The sequence below is a fragment of the Micromonospora lupini genome (genome assembly GCF_026342015.1).
GTDB lineage: Bacteria > Actinomycetota > Actinomycetes > Mycobacteriales > Micromonosporaceae > Micromonospora > Micromonospora lupini_B.
Window position 1 is genome coordinate 118,128 of record NZ_JAPENL010000001.1, and the last position, 14,549, is coordinate 132,676.

Genomic DNA, 14,549 nt, shown 5'->3' on the forward strand with positions numbered 1-14,549 from the left:
GTCAGCCGGCCGTCCAGGTGACGGTGCGCAGCCGGGCGCCGAGCAGCCGCCGCGCCCGGGCGACCTGCCGCCTGCTCGCGTTGACCAGCACGGCCTGCTCCGCGCCGCCGAGGAGGGGCAGATCCGACAGCGAGTCGCTGTAGGCGACCCGCCACGGCGGGGTGACCCCCTGGGCGGCGAGCTGGGTCATCTTGGTCGCCCCGTGGTTGTGCACGATCAGCTTCGGGCCGTGGATGTGGGAGGCCACCAGCTCGACCTCGGCGAGGCCGATCCCGTCGAGCAGCGCGCGCGCCAGGGTGTCCTCGCAGGCGGTGGCCACGATGACCCGGTCACCCGCGGCGACGTGGGCACGGATCATGTCGACACCCGGTGCGATGACGCGCCCGGGCTCCGCGCCGAGGTCCGCGCCGAAACGCCCGAGCGCCGCCCGCAGTTGGCCCGCGCTTTTGCCCAGCAGGCCGATCCGGCTCATCCACCGCGCCGCCCACGGGCGGGAGGCGGGAACGGCGATGACTGGCGCGAGGAGGAGGAGCAGGACGACGGCGAGCGGCAGTCGAGCGCCAGCGAAGCCGACCCGACGCATGAAGAGCCCGAAGGCGTCCCCGCGCAGCAGTACGCCGTCGAGATCGAAGATGACAGTATCGCCGGAGGCGGCCCTCATCGGTCCACCGTCGCCCGCGACTCGGGGCCGCGATCGTGGTGCGGGCCGAGTTGGCTGATCTCGTACCCGTCGGGGTAGCTCCTGGCTCTGATGCCCTCGGCGAACAGCGGGGTCGTCCGGGGCGATCCGTACCACCGTTGCAGCCGTGAGCGCGTCTTCAGTGCCGCGCGCAGGCCGGCCCGGATCGGCCACGGCGGCGCGTCGACGTTTGTGGCCCGTCGCAGCGGCTCGTCGTACATGGCGCTGACCAGCGCGTCTCCCAGCGGTGCGAGCAACCGGGGGAGCCGCGTGAGCAGCAACATGCGGGTCGCTCGCTCGATGGCCGCCGCGTCGTCGTTGGGTTGCAGGTGCGCCGCGTCGTGCGCGTCGAACCAGGTCTCGAACTCGACGTACGACCCGGGGATGTCCGTGATGCCCATCCGTCCGCCCAGCTCCCGGTAGAACAGGTACGTCGCCTGCAGTTCGTGACAGCAGGGCGGGCGCCAGCCGTACTCCTGCAACCAGCGCGTCGGGATCACCACCAGGCAGCCGAGGACGTAGCGGAAGTCGTCGTTGCCGATGTCGTACGGGCGGTGGATCTGGTTGACCCGCCGCAGCGCGTCGCGGCCACGAGGTTGGTCGAAGCCGTTGAGCACCATCTCGTACATCAGCAGGCCGGTGTCGTCGATCCGCTTCTGGGTGCGGTCGGTCAGCTCGCCGGTGGCTGTGTGCACGGCGGCGATCGCGGGGACGGAGAAGGACCGGTTGAAGGCGAGGTTGAGCCCGAGCTTCATGTCCCACGGGAACTCGCGACGCAGCATGGTCTGGTAGATGTCCAGGTAGTCGCGCTGCGGGTCCAGCGTGCGGGTCCGTTCCAGGTTGTCGTAACGGCCTCTCATCGGCGGGCGTCTCCAGACCTCGGCACGGAACGTGAGTGTAAACTCACTCCGGTTCCCAGCGCCTATGAGTGGGGTGCGCATGGCACACGACACCCGGGGCGAGGTGCTCGGCCGTCTGGCCGACGCGGTCGGGTCCGTCGCCGTCGCGCACCCGACGCGGGTCGCCGTCGACGGCCCGCCAGCCGCAGGCAAGACCACTCTCGCCGACGAGCTGGCCGGCATCCTGCGCGACCAGGACCGCCACGTCATACGCGCGACTATCGACGACTTCCTCCTCCCCCGGGCACAGCGCTATCCGCGCGGCGAGTACTCGGCCGAAGGCTGCTACTACGACACCCACGACCACGCGGCGCTGAACCGGGTTCTGCTGGATCCGCTGGGTCCGGGCGGCGACCGACGCTTCCAACCCGCGGTCTACGACCACACCACGGATGCCGTGTCGTCCCCACCGGTCACGACCGCACCGGCCGACGCGGTGCTGCTCTTCGACGGCGTCTTCCTGATGCGCCCGGAGCTGATCGATCGGTGGGACCTGCGCGTCTACGTGTCGACAGCGTTCGAGGCGACAGTGGATCGTGCCGTGCTCCGACAGCGTCGGGTGTCGTCGCGGGTCGAGGTCGAGCGGCGGTGGCGGGAGCGCTACATCCCCGCGCAGCAGCTCTACAACGCGGCGGTCCGCCCGACGGATCACGTCGACGTCATCGTGCACAACGACGACCCCCGGCGGCCGGTCTGGGAAAGAGGCCCACCGAGGTGACCGACGGTCACCGCCGGCTGCGCCCACCGCCCCTCAGTACGGGTAGCCCGGGACGTTGAGCCGCACGCTGTACAGGCCGGAGTCGCCCCACGGACCCGAGGTGACGTAGAGCGTCTGCCGGTCGGGGCCGCCGAAGGCCACGTTCGTCGTACCGGAGAAGCCGGGCCGGATCGTGCCGAGCTGGGCGCCCGTGGGGGAGTAGACGTGGACCAGCGAGTCCCCGCCCGCGGCCCAGTACACGTTGCCGGCGCAGTCGATCGTGACGCCGTCCGGACCGCCGATGTAGTTCACGAACACGCTGCGCTCGCCGATGCTGCCGTCGGGCTGGACGACGTACTTGTAGATCTTGTTCTCGGAGTAGGCGCCCACGTACAGCGTGGCCCCGTCCGGCGCGAGCGCGATGCCGTTGGGCTGGCGCAACCGGTCGTCCACGAGCGACACCTGACCGTTGGAGACGCGGAAGACGCTCGTACGACCGTTCATCTGGTCCTGGCGGTTGCCACGCTGGAAGTTGGGGTCGGTGAAGTAGGTGACGCCGTCCGACCGGACCGCGACGTCGTTGGGCGAGTTGAACGCCCGACCCTGGTAGTTCGCCGCGACGGTGCTGCGGCTCCGGTCGCTCAACCGGTACGCGGACACGTTGCGCTGGTCGTGGGTGGCGGCGACGATCTGTTGCCCGTCGGCGCTCAGCGCCAGACCGTTGCTGCCGGCGTTGGCGATGAACGTGTCGAAGGTCGACGGCGGGGTGAACCGGCGGATCGTCGACGGCTGGACGTTGTACGGCCCGGTGCCGTTGGCCATGTCGGAGAAGAGCAGGTAGCCGCCGTCGGCGACCCAGACGGGCCCTTCGAGGAAGTTGAATCCACTCCGGATCTTCGTCGCGGTCAGGGAGCTGGACGGCAGCGGCGAGCCGTACACGGCGCCCGTCGGGCAGGCTCCGGGCGGTGAGCCGGGCGGGCCGGCGAACGTGGCGGCGACCGTGGTGTGAGCGCTCACAGGGCCGGCGGCACCGGCGGGCAGCGGGGCGGCGGCGGTCGCGAGACACAGACCGGCCAGTACGGCAATTGTGGGTCGCCAGGTCATCGGGTGCTCCAATCGGCGTCGGCGGGTCGTGATGACCGGCCGCCGACGGTGTCGAGGTAGGGGACGGACCGGCAGCGTGTCCGGTCCGCCAATGGGCGGCTATTCCAGGTGGAAGGTGGCCGAGGCGCGCTCGGCGCTCGTGCTGACCGCTTCCAGGTAGAGCAGGCCGTCGCGGTGGCGCACGTAGCGGCCCGGGTAGTTCTGCGACTCCAGGGAGAGCCCGGCGCTGTCGGCCAGGCCCGCTCGGCGCTGGAAGCTCGCGTCGCTGGAGAAGACCGACGAGCCGTCGTTGCGCGCGATGGACAGGGCGAAGCCGTAGTGACGCAGGTAGTAGCCCGGGAAGTTCGTCGACTCCAGCGACACAGTTGCACCGCCGGCGAGGCCGCCGACGATGCGGAACTGGGAGTCGGCGAGGTTGGCGACGTTCGGCTCGACCCGGGCCCGGTAGTCGTAGTGCCTGATGTAGCTGGTGGTCAGATCGTGCGACCGCAGCCGGACCGGGGTGGCCCCGTCGGGCACCGGGATGCCGAAGTTGGGGCTGCCGTCGGCGTTCCAGTACAGCTTCTGCAACCTGGTGCGCCGGTTGGGATCGTTGAGCGGATCACCGCTGATGTCGCGGTAGTTGCGGTCGTGGTAGACCAGGATGTCGCTCTGCCCGTCCTCGGAGACGGTGAACGAGTTGTGGCCGGGGCCGTACTGCCCGGTGGCCGCGTTTGTGGTGAACACCGGGTTGGGGCTCTTGCTCCAGGCGGCGGCGTCGAGCAGGTTCGCGCTTGCCGAGGCGCTCAGCATCCCGAGGCAGTAGTTGGCGTCCGTGGCGCTTGCGGAGTAGGTCAGGAAGAGGCGGCCGTCGCGCTGGATCACGGCGGGCCCCTCGGCGACCCGGTAGCCGCGGGTCTCCCAGTCGTACGTCGGCACGACGAGCCGGGTCACGGTGCCGGTGATCTGCCACGGGTTGGGACCCATCCGGGCGAGGTAGACGTTCGAGTTGGTGGAGATGCCCGGCTCCTGCTGCGCCCAGGTCAGGTAGCGCACGCCGCCCGCCACGAAGGTCGAGGCGTCCAGGCTGAAGGTGTCCCAGGGTGTCGTGATCCGGCCGCGTTCGGTCCACGAACCGGTCAGCGGATTGGCGTTCGCGTTCTCCAGCACGTACATCCGGATGCGCCACACGTCGTCGGTCCGGCCGGCGGCGAAGTAGACGTACCACCTGTTGTTTATGAAGTGGATCTCCGGCGCCCAGATGTGGGCGCCCATCTCCCCGCTTGTGTGCCGGTTCCAGATCGTCGTCTCCGCCGCCGTCGCCAGCCCTTGCAGGGTGGTCGCGCGCCGCAGCACGATCCGGTCGTACTGCGGCACTGTCGCGGTCAGGTAGTAGTAGCCGTCGGTGTGCCGGAAGATGTGCGGGTCGGCTCGCTGGTTGACAAGCGGGTTGGTGTAGCTCACGGCGGGTGCGGCGTGCGCCGGCCCGGCCATCGGCAGGCCCGCCGAGAGGGCGAGCACCACAAGCACGGCGGCCAGGACCGCGCGGGGGCGTCCGGCGCCACCGCGACCGGTACGCCCCGGGCCGGTGACTCGGCGGGCGGCGGCTTCGGTGCGGTGCAGCGGCATCTGTCCTCCGTGACGTCCGTGCGCGAGAGCCGACCGGCCGCGGAAGCGGCGATCGACCCCGCGGCGCCCGCTGGGGAAGGAGCGCCCGCGAGCCGGGAATGTGACGAGCGCGTTGCGCCCACGTAACGGCCCAAGTGTTGGCGCTAACATCGACAAGTGTCAAGATGTTCCGGAAGTCGCGGGGTACCGGTCCGGCGGGTGCGCCGACGGCGCAGGAGGAGGCCGGGGCTACTGCACCCGAGCCGGTCGCGCCGCCGTGTCGAGGAGGACCTCGTACAGGTGGAGGTCGCCGTCGACGCCGACGCGGCGGAACCCGGCGCGTTCGAGCGTCCGCTGGGAGGCGACGTTGTCCGCGGTGGTGTCGGCGACGACGTGGGACAGCCCGTGACCGGCCGCGAGGTCAAGCAGGGCCGCGAGTGCCTCCGCCGCGTAGCCGTGACCACGCGCGGACGGGGAGAGACCGTAGCCGACCTCGACGCATCCGTCGGCCGGCTGGCCCTTGAAGCCGATGCCGCCGATGGCCAACCCGTCGGCGGCCCGGGTGATGCGGTAGTGCCCGAAGGGGCGCTGGTCCCCGTGCGCGGCCGTGGCGTTGAGGAAGGCCCGGACCCCGTGGACGTCGCCGTCGAACGGATAGTCGTCGGCCCAGGTGTCGCCGACTTCGGGGCGCCGGCCGACGATGCGTTCGCCCTCTGCCGCGTCGATGGGGTGCAGGCGCAGTCGCGGCGTTCGCAGTTCGGTCACGGGCAACAGGGAAGCAGCCCTGCTCGCCGGGGCACAAGCTGATTACGGCGCCGGAGCCAGCCGGGCGGGACAGCGCAGGAACCTGGGGCGGGACGGGACGTTTCGCGGGCGCGGAACGGGTAATCAGGCGTGCCGGCGCGGCCGGCTGATGAACACTGTCACGGAGCAAGGGAGTGCGTGCCATGCCCGATCCGGAGCCCACCATCGTCCTCGTGCACGGCGCGTTCGCCGACTCGGCGAGTTGGAACGGCGTGATCGAGCGGCTGGGCGCCGCGTACAACGTGGTGGCCGCCGCCAACCCGCTGCGCAGCGTCGCGGGCGACGCCGCGTACGTGCGGGATGTGGCGCACGGGACCGGCGGCCCGGTCGTTCTCGTCGGCCACTCCTACGGCGGCATGGTCATCACGCAGGCCGCGGCGGGCGAGACCTCGGTGCGGGCCCTCGTGTACGTCAACGCCTTCGCTCCGGACACCGGTGAGTCGGGGCTGTCGCTGTCCGGGAAGTTCCCCGGCAGCACGCTCGCCGACACCCTCGTGCAGTATCCGCTGTCCACCGGCGGCAACGAGATGGCGATCGGCCAGGACGCCTACCACGCGCAGTTCGCCGCGGACTCGTCGGACGACGTCGCCGCCCTGATGGCCCGGACCCAGCGGCCGATCACCGAGCAGGCCCTGAGCGACGGGCTCACCGGCGAACCGGCCTGGCGATCGTTGCCGAGCTGGTTCGTCTTCGGCGACGCGGACAAGAACATCCCGGCCGCCGCGCACCGGTTCATGGCCGAGCGGGCCGCCCCGCGCGGCCAGCGCGAGGTCGTCGGCGGTTCGCACGCGATGGCGGTGGCCCGGCCGGGCGAGGTCGCCGAGTCGATCATCGAGGCGGTCCGGGCCACCAGCTGACGCGACGCCAGCGGGCGGGCAGGCCCCGCGTAGCCTCCCCGTTCGTGGGGAACTGGGCGGTTCGGCAGGCGTCGGCGGCGGACGTCGAGGCGGTGGCCGAGTTGCGGTCCGTGGTGCTGCGGGCGGACCTGGAACGGCTCGGGCGCTACGACGAGCAGCGGGTGCGCCAACGGCTCCGGGACGGCTTCGCGCCGGCGCACACCTGGATGATCGAGGTGAGCGGCGCGTTCGCCGGCTGCGTGTCGTTGCGGCCGGCCGACGACGCGCACTGGTTGGAGCACTTCTATCTGGCTCCCCACCTGCAGGGCGGCGGCATCGGTGCGGCCGTGCTGCGCGGGCTGTTGGAGCGGTGCGACCGCGACGGCATCCGGGTCCGGTTGAACGTGCTGCGGGGCAGCCCGGCCCGGCGGTTGTACGAGCGGCACGGATTCACCGTCGAGACCGAGGACCCGGTGGACGTGTTCATGGTTCGTGAGCCGACCCCGGCCGGGCGCGACGACTGATCAACCGCCGCGGCCGCTCGCCACGTCGCGGTGGGAAGGCGGCTATGGTGCCGGGGTGGTGATCGCGGGGTGGCACGCGTGGGTCGGCTCGTTCACCGGCGTGGTGCTCATCACGGTGGCCGCACTGCCGTTGGCGGCGCTGGCGGTGTGGGTTCTGGCCAGCCGTCGGAGTGCGAACGGCGTCGCGGGGGCGTGGCGGACGTCGCTGGCCGAGTTCGGCATCGTGTACGGGACGCTGCCGTGGGTCTGGATGATCATGTTGCCGGGCTCCCGGGCGGGTGCTGTCTCCGGGCGACTGAGTCTGGTGCCGCTACGTGACCTGTTCACCATCCTCTCCGACGGAGGGCTGGTGACGCTGACGGGTCAGGTCGTCGGCAACCTGCTGGTGTTCGCGGCGTTGGGATTCTTCGCTCCGCTCCGGTTCGCGGCACTGGCGTCCGTACCCCGGATCCTGGCGCTCGCGGCGGGCTGCTCGGTCCTGGTCGAGGCCGCGCAGTACGTCCTGCGGCTGGACCGGGTGACGTCCGTGGACGACGTCCTGCTCAACGCCGCCGGCGCTGGGCTGGCGGCGCTGGCGTCGCGCCGCTGGTGGCGCGGCAGGGCCGACACGGTGTCGGATCGGCTGCGACCGGTCACGGCGTCGCGACGCTGACCCCCGCTACCGGGTTCCGGCCTCGGGGGTCCACGGGAGGCTCAGGTGCGGGTCGTCGACGCCGCAGGTCTGCTTCACGAACCGCTGCCGCCTGTCGTCTCCCGGTACGCCGCCGCGATCCCGGCCAGGCCGCGTCCCAGCTCGGGGCCGCGTACCCCGGCGTAGCCGAGGACCAGCGCCGGTGGCCTGTCATCGATTCCCAGGGCGTAGAAGCGGCCACCGCGGACCAGCACCGACCGGCGGCGGGCCGCCTGCACCATCGCCTCCTCGGCGCACCGCGCCGGCAGCATCAGGTACGCCTGGAGCCCGCCGGTTCCACCGAGGACCGTGACGTCGGGCAGGTGGCGGGTGACGAACTGCTGGACCGCCTGGCGGCGTTTCTGGACGTCGGCGCCGAGTCGGCGCAGATGCCTGTCGAAGGCGCCGGTGTCGATCAGGCGGGCGAAGGCGAGCTGTTCCAGGCCGGAGCAGCCGATGTCCCAGCCGGCGCGGACCCGCTCGACGCGTGTGGTCAGGTCGGGCGGGGTGGCCAGCCAGCCGAGGCGGAGCGCCGGGGCGAGGACCTTGCTGGCGCTGCCGGCGTAGATCACCCGGTCCGGTGCGAGGCTCTGCAGCGCCGGCATCCGCTGTGCCGGGGCGACCAGGGCGGCGTCGAAGTCGTCCTCGATGACGTAGCCGTCCACCTCCTCGGCCCACGCGACGAGGTGCGCCCGGCGTTGCGCGCTGAGCGTGGCCCCGGTCGGGAACTGGCTGGCCGGGGTGACGAGGGCGGCGCGGACCCCGCTCGCGGCCAGCGCGTCGACCCGGATGCCCTCGCTGTCCACCGGGATGCCCACCGGACGCAGTCCGGCCTCGGCGACGAACTCCCACTCGCCCGGGTGTCCCGGGTCCTCCACCCCCAGGGTGTCGTGGCCCCGGTCGCGCAGCTCGCGGCAGAGCAGCGCGAGGCCCTGCGCGAAGCCTGAAGTGATCATGAGGTGTTCGGGTCGGGTGCGCACGCCGCGCACCCGGCCGAGGTAGCCGGCGAGGGTGTGCCGGACGACAGGCAGGCCGGACGGTGGGGCGTACCCCAGCTCGCGGCGGCCGGCCGAGGTGACCACGGCGCTGACCGCCCGGATCCAGTCCTGGCGGGGGAAGGTGGAGTCGTGCAGACCGCCGGTGCGCAGGTCGCAGACCGCCGGGGCGGGCGCACGGCCGTCAGGCGTGAGCGCCGAGCCGAGGTCGGTGCGTGCCGCCGTCGCCACGGAGGTGCCCGAGCCGTGTTGGGAGACGAGGTACCCCTCGGCGCAGAGCTGTTCGTACGCCTCGACGACCACACTGCGGGACACCCCGAGGTCGGCGGCGAGCTGTCGGCTCGACGGCACGCGGGTGCCGGGACGCAGCGTGCCCTCCTCGATCTGCGTACGAAATGCGTTACGGAGCTGCACCGCGAGCGTTTCACGTGATTGAGCGTCTATTGACAGGCTTAGATTAAGGGACAAGTGGTCCGCTCCGAGATCGTCGAAGTGGTATGGACAGCGTGATCCGTGCCTGTGGAAAGTGTTGGCCGGGCGCGCAACCACTCACTGACCGGCGAATCAGGGCGTACGTTCCGAGAATGTCCAATGCGGACGTCTCCACTGCCGGTGTCCGAGTGGTCGTGCGAGTCCTTTCGTCTGGGGGGAAGGGTCCGACCTGCCGCGTCGTCGGCGGGGTCAGCGCCAACGACGGCGTGGAATCGGGCTGTTCAGAGGGGGTTCCGCAAGTGTCCCTATTGTCAACCGAGCCTGTCACGTGGCCCATCCGGTCGCATTCGGTGGCCGCGGCACATACACCATTGGTCGACTCAATTCCGATAGAGGTGACATCTGTCACACTGCCATCGGTCGATCCATTGTCGCTCTATACGACACTCGCGGAAAGTTGCGCTGACAACGATCTGTATCTCTTCGAAAGTCTCGACGGTCCCGCTCAGGACCGCCATGCCGCGGCCGTCGGCTGGGGTCTCCTCGCCGAGGTGCGGTTCATCGCCGACCGGTTGGAGCTGACAGCCGACGGTCCGCTCGCCGACGCCCTGGCCGCCGTGCTCACCGCCGTCCTGGGCGAGCCGGTCCGGCGTCGCGGCGCCCAGCAGGTCTGGCCGGTCGCCGGGCCGCCCGAGGTGTGGGCCGCCGTCCGGGCCGTGCAGCGGGCGTTCGCGGTGCGCACCACGGTCCCCGCCGACAGCTTCGCCTTCGGCTTCCTCACCACCCTGGCGTACGAGGCCGCGCGGGACATGGACGAGCTCTCCGTCGACCGGGTGGTCGACGACATCCCCCGCTGCACCCTCGCGCTGTTCCGGCACACCGTCTGGTGGGACCTGCGCGCCGGCACGGTCCGGCAGCTCTCCGCCAGCGGCCCGCACCTGCCGAAGTCCGACGGTGCGCTCAGCTTGCCGGAGCTGCCCGTCGACCATCCGGAGGTCCCGGCCGCCCCGGCGCCCAGCCTGGTTCGGGACACCGTCGACGAGGAGACGTTCGCCGCCCGGGTGAAGCAGTGCCTGCGGCACATCGAGGTCGGCGACAGCTACCAGATCCAGATCGGCCACCGGATCGACGTGGAGACCACGCTCACGCCGTTGGAGGTCTACCGGCGGCTGCGCCACCGCAACCCGTCGCCGTACATGTACCTGACCCCGTGGGCCGGCCGGACCGTCATCGGGGCGAGCCCGGAGCTGTTCCTGCGCATCGAACAGGGCCGGCTGTCGATGCGGCCGATCGCCGGCACCGCGGCCCGGGCCGCCGACCCGGAGACCGACCGCCGGCGGGTGGCCGAGCTGGCGGCCAGCGAGAAGGAACGCGCCGAGCACGTCATGCTCGTCGACCTGTGCCGCAACGACATCGGCCGGGTCTGCGTGCCCGGCACGCTAAGCGTCGACGCCATGTTCGACGTCGAGCCGTTCGCGTACGTGCACCACCTGGTGTCCACCGTCTCCGGCCAGCTCGCCGACGACGCCGACGTGTGGGCGGCGATCTGCGCGACATTCCCGGCCGGCACCATGACAGGCGCGCCGAAGCTGCGGGCGATGGAGATCATCGACGGTTTGGAGGACGAGCCCCGGGGCGTCTACGCGGGCGCCGTCGGGCTGGTGGACGTACGCGGGTACGCGGTCCTCGCGCTCTGCATCCGCACCGCCGTGCACGACGGCCAGCGCTACCGCACCCAGGCGTCTGCCGGAGTGGTGGCCGACTCCACACCCGGCGACGAGTGGCGGGAGACGCTGGCCAAGATGAGCGCCACCTACTGGGCCCTGACCGGTGCGGAGCTGCTGTCGTGAAGGTCCTGCTCGTCGACGCGTACGACAGTTTCACCCACATCATCGACCAGTACCTGCGCACGCTCGGCGCGCGGACCGTTGTGGTCCGCTCCCGGACGCGGACCAGCGACCAGCTCGCGGCCCTGCGACCGGACGCGGTGGTGCTCGGCCCCGGGCCGGGTCATCCCGCCGAGTCCGGGCACGTGGAGCTGGTGCGCGCCTTCGCCGGCCAGGTCCCGCTGCTCGGCGTCTGCCTCGGTCATCAGGCCATCGGCCTCGCCTACGGCGGGACGGTAGCGGTCGCCAAGCACCTGATGCACGGCAAGACAAGCGTCGTCACGCACGACGGTCGGGGGGTCTTCGACGGCGCGCCCGCCCCGCTCACAGTGACCCGCTACCACTCGCTCATCGTCGCGGACCCGGCGCCGCTGGCCCTGCACGTCACCGCGCGGTCGTCCGACGACGGCTACGTGATGGGCGTACGACACCGGGCCCTCGCGGTCGAGGGGGTGCAGTTCCACCCGGAGAGCGTGCTCACCGAGGACGGGCTGCGCCTGTTCGACAACTTCCTGCGCAGCGCGTCGGCGGCGCTGACGGCGGGATCGTCATGACCGACGAGTCGGCGCCCCTCGCGGTGGTCACCGGCGCGGCGGGCGGCATCGGTCGGGCCGTCACGGCGGCCCTGACCGAATCCGGGCACCGGGTGCTCGGCGTGGACGTCGACCCGGCCGGCGACCCGGCGGCGTACGCCTCGCTGGTCGCCGACGTGGCCGTGCCGGAGCAGGTGGAGCAGCTCTTCGCGGGGATCCACGAGCGGTACGGCCTGCCGGAGGTGCTGGTGAACAACGCAGGCGTCTACCACGCCCGGGCCTTCCTCGACTACGACCCGAAGACGTACGCGCAGGTGTTCGACGTCAACGTGGGCGCCGCGTTCTTCTGCACGCAGGCGTTCGCCCGCGCCCTGATCGGCGCCGGCCGGCCGGGCACGGTGGTCAACGTCGCCTCGATCAGCGGGCAGTCCGGCAGCCCGGACGCGGCGTACGGGGCGTCGAAGGGCGCGTGCATCGCGCTCACCCACAGCCTCGGCCGGGCGCTCGCCGAGCACCGTATCCGGGTCAACGCGGTCGCTCCCGGCCTGGTCGACACCCCGATGGCCGATCGGATTCCGATGCGGCGTCGAGACGACTACCGGGCCCGGATCCCGGTCGGCCGGTTCGGCACGCCGGCCGAGATCGCCGCGGCCGTCGCCTGGCTCGCCGACCCGGCCAGCAGCTACGTCACCGCCACGGTGCTTGACGTCAACGGCGGCCTGCACTGACGGCGCGTCACCGCCCACCCGCCGATCGCACCGCAGCCGGCTCACCCCTGGAGAGGATCCCGACCATGTGGCTTCCGACCACCGGACCGGCGGCCGACTTCGCCGTCGACTACCTGGCCCTGCACAAGTCCTTCTACGACCGCACCCTCGCTCCCGCCGACCTCGACGCCTGGCGCGAACGCCAACTGCGGACGGTGCTCGACCAGGTGACCACCGGCTCGCCGTTCTACGCCCGGCACCTTGCCGACGTCGACCTCGCCACGATCACCCCGGCGACCCTCGACCGGCTGCCCTTCACGACGAAGACGCACCTGCGCGAGGAGATGCTCGACGTGCTCAGCCGGCCGCTGGCCGACGGGGTCTTCTTCTACGAGACGACGGGCACCACGGGCCGCGCCACCCCGTGCCCCCGCGACGGCCGGGAGGTGGTCGCCAGCAACGCCCACGTCACCGAGTCCTGGGCGTCGATCTTCCGCCACCACTTCGGCGACCACCCGCCGCGCATCGGGCTGATGGGTCCGACCGAGGTGCACTCGTTCGGCGACACCCTCGGTGACATCGCCCGCAACGTCGGTTCGCTCAACGCGAAGATCTGGCCGTACTCGCCGGTCATCGGCTTCGCCAAGGCGTTGCAGCTCATGAAGGACCTGGAGTTGGAGGTTGTCTGCTGCACGCCGGGCGTGGCGATGATGCTGGCCAAGGCGGCCGAGCACTACGGCTACCGACTGCGCGAGGACTTCGCCGTCAAGCTGCTCTTCGTCACCGGCGAGATGTGCACCCCGGCGCTGGCCCGCAACCTGGAGTCCGTCTGGGGCGCGGACGTCTACAACATCCTGTACGGCTCGCAGGAGGCGTTCGTCATCGCCACCGCCTGCCGCAACAAGCGGATGCACCTCTCCCAGACCAACTACCTGATCGAGGTGGTGGACCCGGAGACTGGCGCGTCGCACGGCCCGCGCGGCAGCGGCGAACTCACCGTCACCATGCTCATCGACGGGGTGAAGCCGCTGGTTCGCTACCGCACCGGCGACGCGGTGATCGTCGAGGCGTCCGACTGCGACTGCGAGATGGCCGGCGACCTCGTGCAGATCGTCGGCCGCACCCTGGACCGCATCGAGCTGGGAGGGCGACGCTTCACCGCCGGCCAGATCGAGTCGGCGGTCCTCTCCGGGGTCACCGGCTCGGGCGGCTACCAGGTGGTGATCGACCACGACCCGGCTGCCGGCGGTGACCGGCTGACCGTGCGCCTGGAACTGCTCAAGGAACTTGTCGACGACCCCGCGCGGGCTGCCGACGGCGTCCGGGAGCGGGCCGCCGCCGCGCTCGGCGTACCCGTCGAGGTGGAGCTGACCGACGGGCTCGACCCGATCGTCAGCACCGGCGCCTTCGTGAGCTGGAAGGCCGCCCGGATCGTCGACCGGCGGGTCGAGGCCGACCACGAGACCCAGGTGGCGCAGCGGATGGCGGGCAACCGTGGCTACACCACCTGAGACCGTCGCCGACGAGCGGGTGCCGGCGCTGCCGGGGCCGCTCGCCGAGGCGTACGGGCGGCGCTGGCGCAGCGTGGTGGACGGCTGGGCGAGCCGGCCCGGCACCACGCTGGCCACGCTCGGCCCGCCCGGAACGTCCAGCCACCTGACCGCGGTGTTCCTCGCCGAGCGGCACGGGCTGCGCGTCGAGCTGTCCGACACCTTCGACGCGGTGCTCGCGGCGCTCGTGGACCGGCGGGTCGACCAGGCCCTCGTGCCGAGCGCCTATCAGGGGCTCACCCGCTTCCACTGGCACCGCGACCTCCGGCTGGAGGCCTACTTCGCACAGGCCACCCCGGAGTACGGGATCGCCGCCCACCCGGACCGCGAGCCGGACCCGTCCGCTGGTCAGCTCGCCGTGGCCGCCCTCTGGGAGGTCCGGCGGATCTTCACCGACCTCGCGCCACCGGCCCTACGGGACCGGGAGATCAGGTGGGTCGACGCCGACTCCACCCAGCACGCCGCCGAGATCCTCGCGGCAGGCGGTGCCGACCTCGCCGTGACCAACGCGCCCGGGGTCGACGGCCACGGCCTGCGGTGGGTGGCCCGCCGCCCGGGCGCCGAGATCGTGTGGACCCTGTTCGGCCGCCGCTGACACCAGACACCGAGAGAACCGGAGAGACACCTCGTGTCCCGACGAATGCTG

The 14,549-nt window shown here is 71.7% G+C and carries 15 protein-coding genes; 9 read left to right on the plus strand and 6 right to left on the minus strand.

The features are described 5' to 3' along the window. Position 1: 1 nt before the first annotated feature. The gene (locus OOJ91_RS00515) at positions 2–661 is read right to left on the minus strand and encodes a haloacid dehalogenase-like hydrolase (protein WP_266241281.1); all 660 of its coding nucleotides are present in this window, start codon (positions 659–661) and stop codon (positions 2–4) included. Further along, on the minus strand, positions 658–1,539 hold the full coding sequence (locus OOJ91_RS00520; RefSeq protein ID WP_266241282.1) for an oxygenase MpaB family protein: 882 nt from the start codon (positions 1,537–1,539) through the stop codon (positions 658–660). The genes OOJ91_RS00515 and OOJ91_RS00520 overlap by 4 nt, the downstream gene beginning before the upstream one ends. 79 nt (positions 1,540–1,618) lie before the next feature. Here OOJ91_RS00520 and OOJ91_RS00525 point away from each other — a divergent pair, with 79 nt between their 5' ends. Then, the gene (locus OOJ91_RS00525; RefSeq protein ID WP_266241283.1) at positions 1,619–2,296 is read left to right on the plus strand and encodes a uridylate kinase; all 678 of its coding nucleotides are present in this window, start codon (positions 1,619–1,621) and stop codon (positions 2,294–2,296) included. Positions 2,297–2,329: 33 nt separating this feature from the next. Here the strand turns inward: OOJ91_RS00525 and OOJ91_RS00530 are convergent, their stop codons facing one another. The 3 genes from OOJ91_RS00530 to OOJ91_RS00540 all read right to left on the minus strand — a co-directional run bounded on the left by OOJ91_RS00530 (position 2,330) and on the right by OOJ91_RS00540 (position 5,731). Further along, the gene (locus tag OOJ91_RS00530; protein ID WP_266241284.1) at positions 2,330–3,379 is read right to left on the minus strand and encodes an SMP-30/gluconolactonase/LRE family protein; all 1,050 of its coding nucleotides are present in this window, start codon (positions 3,377–3,379) and stop codon (positions 2,330–2,332) included. A gap of 99 nt (positions 3,380–3,478) precedes the next feature. Beyond that, the gene (locus OOJ91_RS00535) at positions 3,479–4,987 is read right to left on the minus strand and encodes a family 43 glycosylhydrolase (RefSeq protein WP_266241285.1); all 1,509 of its coding nucleotides are present in this window, start codon (positions 4,985–4,987) and stop codon (positions 3,479–3,481) included. 228 nt (positions 4,988–5,215) lie between these two features. Next, positions 5,216–5,731, minus strand: a complete 516-nt coding sequence (locus OOJ91_RS00540) for a GNAT family N-acetyltransferase (protein ID WP_266241286.1) — start codon at positions 5,729–5,731, stop codon at positions 5,216–5,218. A 182-nt stretch (positions 5,732–5,913) separates the two neighbouring features. On the opposite strand from OOJ91_RS00540, the gene OOJ91_RS00545 reads away from it, so the two are divergent. From OOJ91_RS00545 to OOJ91_RS00555, 3 genes are read left to right on the plus strand one after another with little or no spacing between them, the layout of a single operon-like run. Continuing rightward, positions 5,914–6,627 carry an alpha/beta fold hydrolase gene (locus tag OOJ91_RS00545; protein ID WP_266241287.1) on the plus strand — a complete coding sequence of 238 codons (714 nt, stop codon included), beginning with the start codon at positions 5,914–5,916 and terminating at the stop codon, positions 6,625–6,627. Positions 6,628–6,671: 44 nt separating this feature from the next. Beyond that, the gene (locus OOJ91_RS00550) at positions 6,672–7,130 is read left to right on the plus strand and encodes a GNAT family N-acetyltransferase (protein ID WP_266241288.1); all 459 of its coding nucleotides are present in this window, start codon (positions 6,672–6,674) and stop codon (positions 7,128–7,130) included. Between the two features lie 55 nt (positions 7,131–7,185). Beyond that, the gene (locus tag OOJ91_RS00555; protein ID WP_266241289.1) at positions 7,186–7,782 is read left to right on the plus strand and encodes a VanZ family protein; all 597 of its coding nucleotides are present in this window, start codon (positions 7,186–7,188) and stop codon (positions 7,780–7,782) included. Positions 7,783–7,856: 74 nt separating this feature from the next. Here the strand turns inward: OOJ91_RS00555 and OOJ91_RS00560 are convergent, their stop codons facing one another. Then, a complete protein-coding gene (locus OOJ91_RS00560; protein WP_266241290.1) occupies positions 7,857–9,209 on the minus strand; it encodes a PLP-dependent aminotransferase family protein in 1,353 nt (450 codons plus the stop codon). A 569-nt stretch (positions 9,210–9,778) separates the two neighbouring features. Between OOJ91_RS00560 and OOJ91_RS00565 the strand changes: the two genes are divergently transcribed. The 5 genes from OOJ91_RS00565 to OOJ91_RS00585 all read left to right on the plus strand — a co-directional run bounded on the left by OOJ91_RS00565 (position 9,779) and on the right by OOJ91_RS00585 (position 14,498). After that, a complete protein-coding gene (locus OOJ91_RS00565) occupies positions 9,779–11,077 on the plus strand; it encodes an anthranilate synthase component I family protein (RefSeq protein WP_266241291.1) in 1,299 nt (432 codons plus the stop codon). Continuing rightward, positions 11,074–11,667: an anthranilate synthase component II gene (locus OOJ91_RS00570; protein ID WP_266241292.1), complete on the plus strand. Its 594-nt coding sequence runs from the start codon at positions 11,074–11,076 to the stop codon at positions 11,665–11,667. The genes OOJ91_RS00565 and OOJ91_RS00570 overlap by 4 nt, the downstream gene beginning before the upstream one ends. After that, positions 11,664–12,374: an SDR family NAD(P)-dependent oxidoreductase gene (locus OOJ91_RS00575; protein ID WP_266241293.1), complete on the plus strand. Its 711-nt coding sequence runs from the start codon at positions 11,664–11,666 to the stop codon at positions 12,372–12,374. The genes OOJ91_RS00570 and OOJ91_RS00575 overlap by 4 nt, the downstream gene beginning before the upstream one ends. 65 nt (positions 12,375–12,439) lie before the next feature. Continuing rightward, complete coding sequence (locus OOJ91_RS00580) at positions 12,440–13,864, plus strand: phenylacetate--CoA ligase family protein (protein WP_266241294.1); 1,425 nt, start codon at positions 12,440–12,442, stop codon at positions 13,862–13,864. Continuing rightward, a complete protein-coding gene (locus OOJ91_RS00585) occupies positions 13,848–14,498 on the plus strand; it encodes a prephenate dehydratase (RefSeq protein ID WP_266241295.1) in 651 nt (216 codons plus the stop codon). The genes OOJ91_RS00580 and OOJ91_RS00585 overlap by 17 nt, the downstream gene beginning before the upstream one ends. Positions 14,499–14,549 lie beyond the last annotated feature (51 nt).

Bases quoted from the DNA above. Each gene is read 5' to 3' on its own strand.
- OOJ91_RS00520 (WP_266241282.1), bottom strand. From the start codon at position 1,539: ATGAGAGGCCGTTACGACAACCTGGAACGGACCCGCACGCTGGACCCG.
- OOJ91_RS00530 (WP_266241284.1), bottom strand. From the start codon at position 3,379: ATGACCTGGCGACCCACAATTGCCGTACTGGCCGGTCTGTGTCTCGCG.
- OOJ91_RS00515 (WP_266241281.1), bottom strand. From the start codon at position 661: ATGAGGGCCGCCTCCGGCGATACTGTCATCTTCGATCTCGACGGCGTA.
- OOJ91_RS00525 (WP_266241283.1), top strand. From the start codon at position 1,619: ATGGCACACGACACCCGGGGCGAGGTGCTCGGCCGTCTGGCCGACGCG.
- OOJ91_RS00575 (WP_266241293.1), top strand. From the start codon at position 11,664: ATGACCGACGAGTCGGCGCCCCTCGCGGTGGTCACCGGCGCGGCGGGC.
- OOJ91_RS00535 (WP_266241285.1), bottom strand. From the start codon at position 4,987: ATGCCGCTGCACCGCACCGAAGCCGCCGCCCGCCGAGTCACCGGCCCG.
- OOJ91_RS00580 (WP_266241294.1), top strand. From the start codon at position 12,440: ATGTGGCTTCCGACCACCGGACCGGCGGCCGACTTCGCCGTCGACTAC.
- OOJ91_RS00545 (WP_266241287.1), top strand. From the start codon at position 5,914: ATGCCCGATCCGGAGCCCACCATCGTCCTCGTGCACGGCGCGTTCGCC.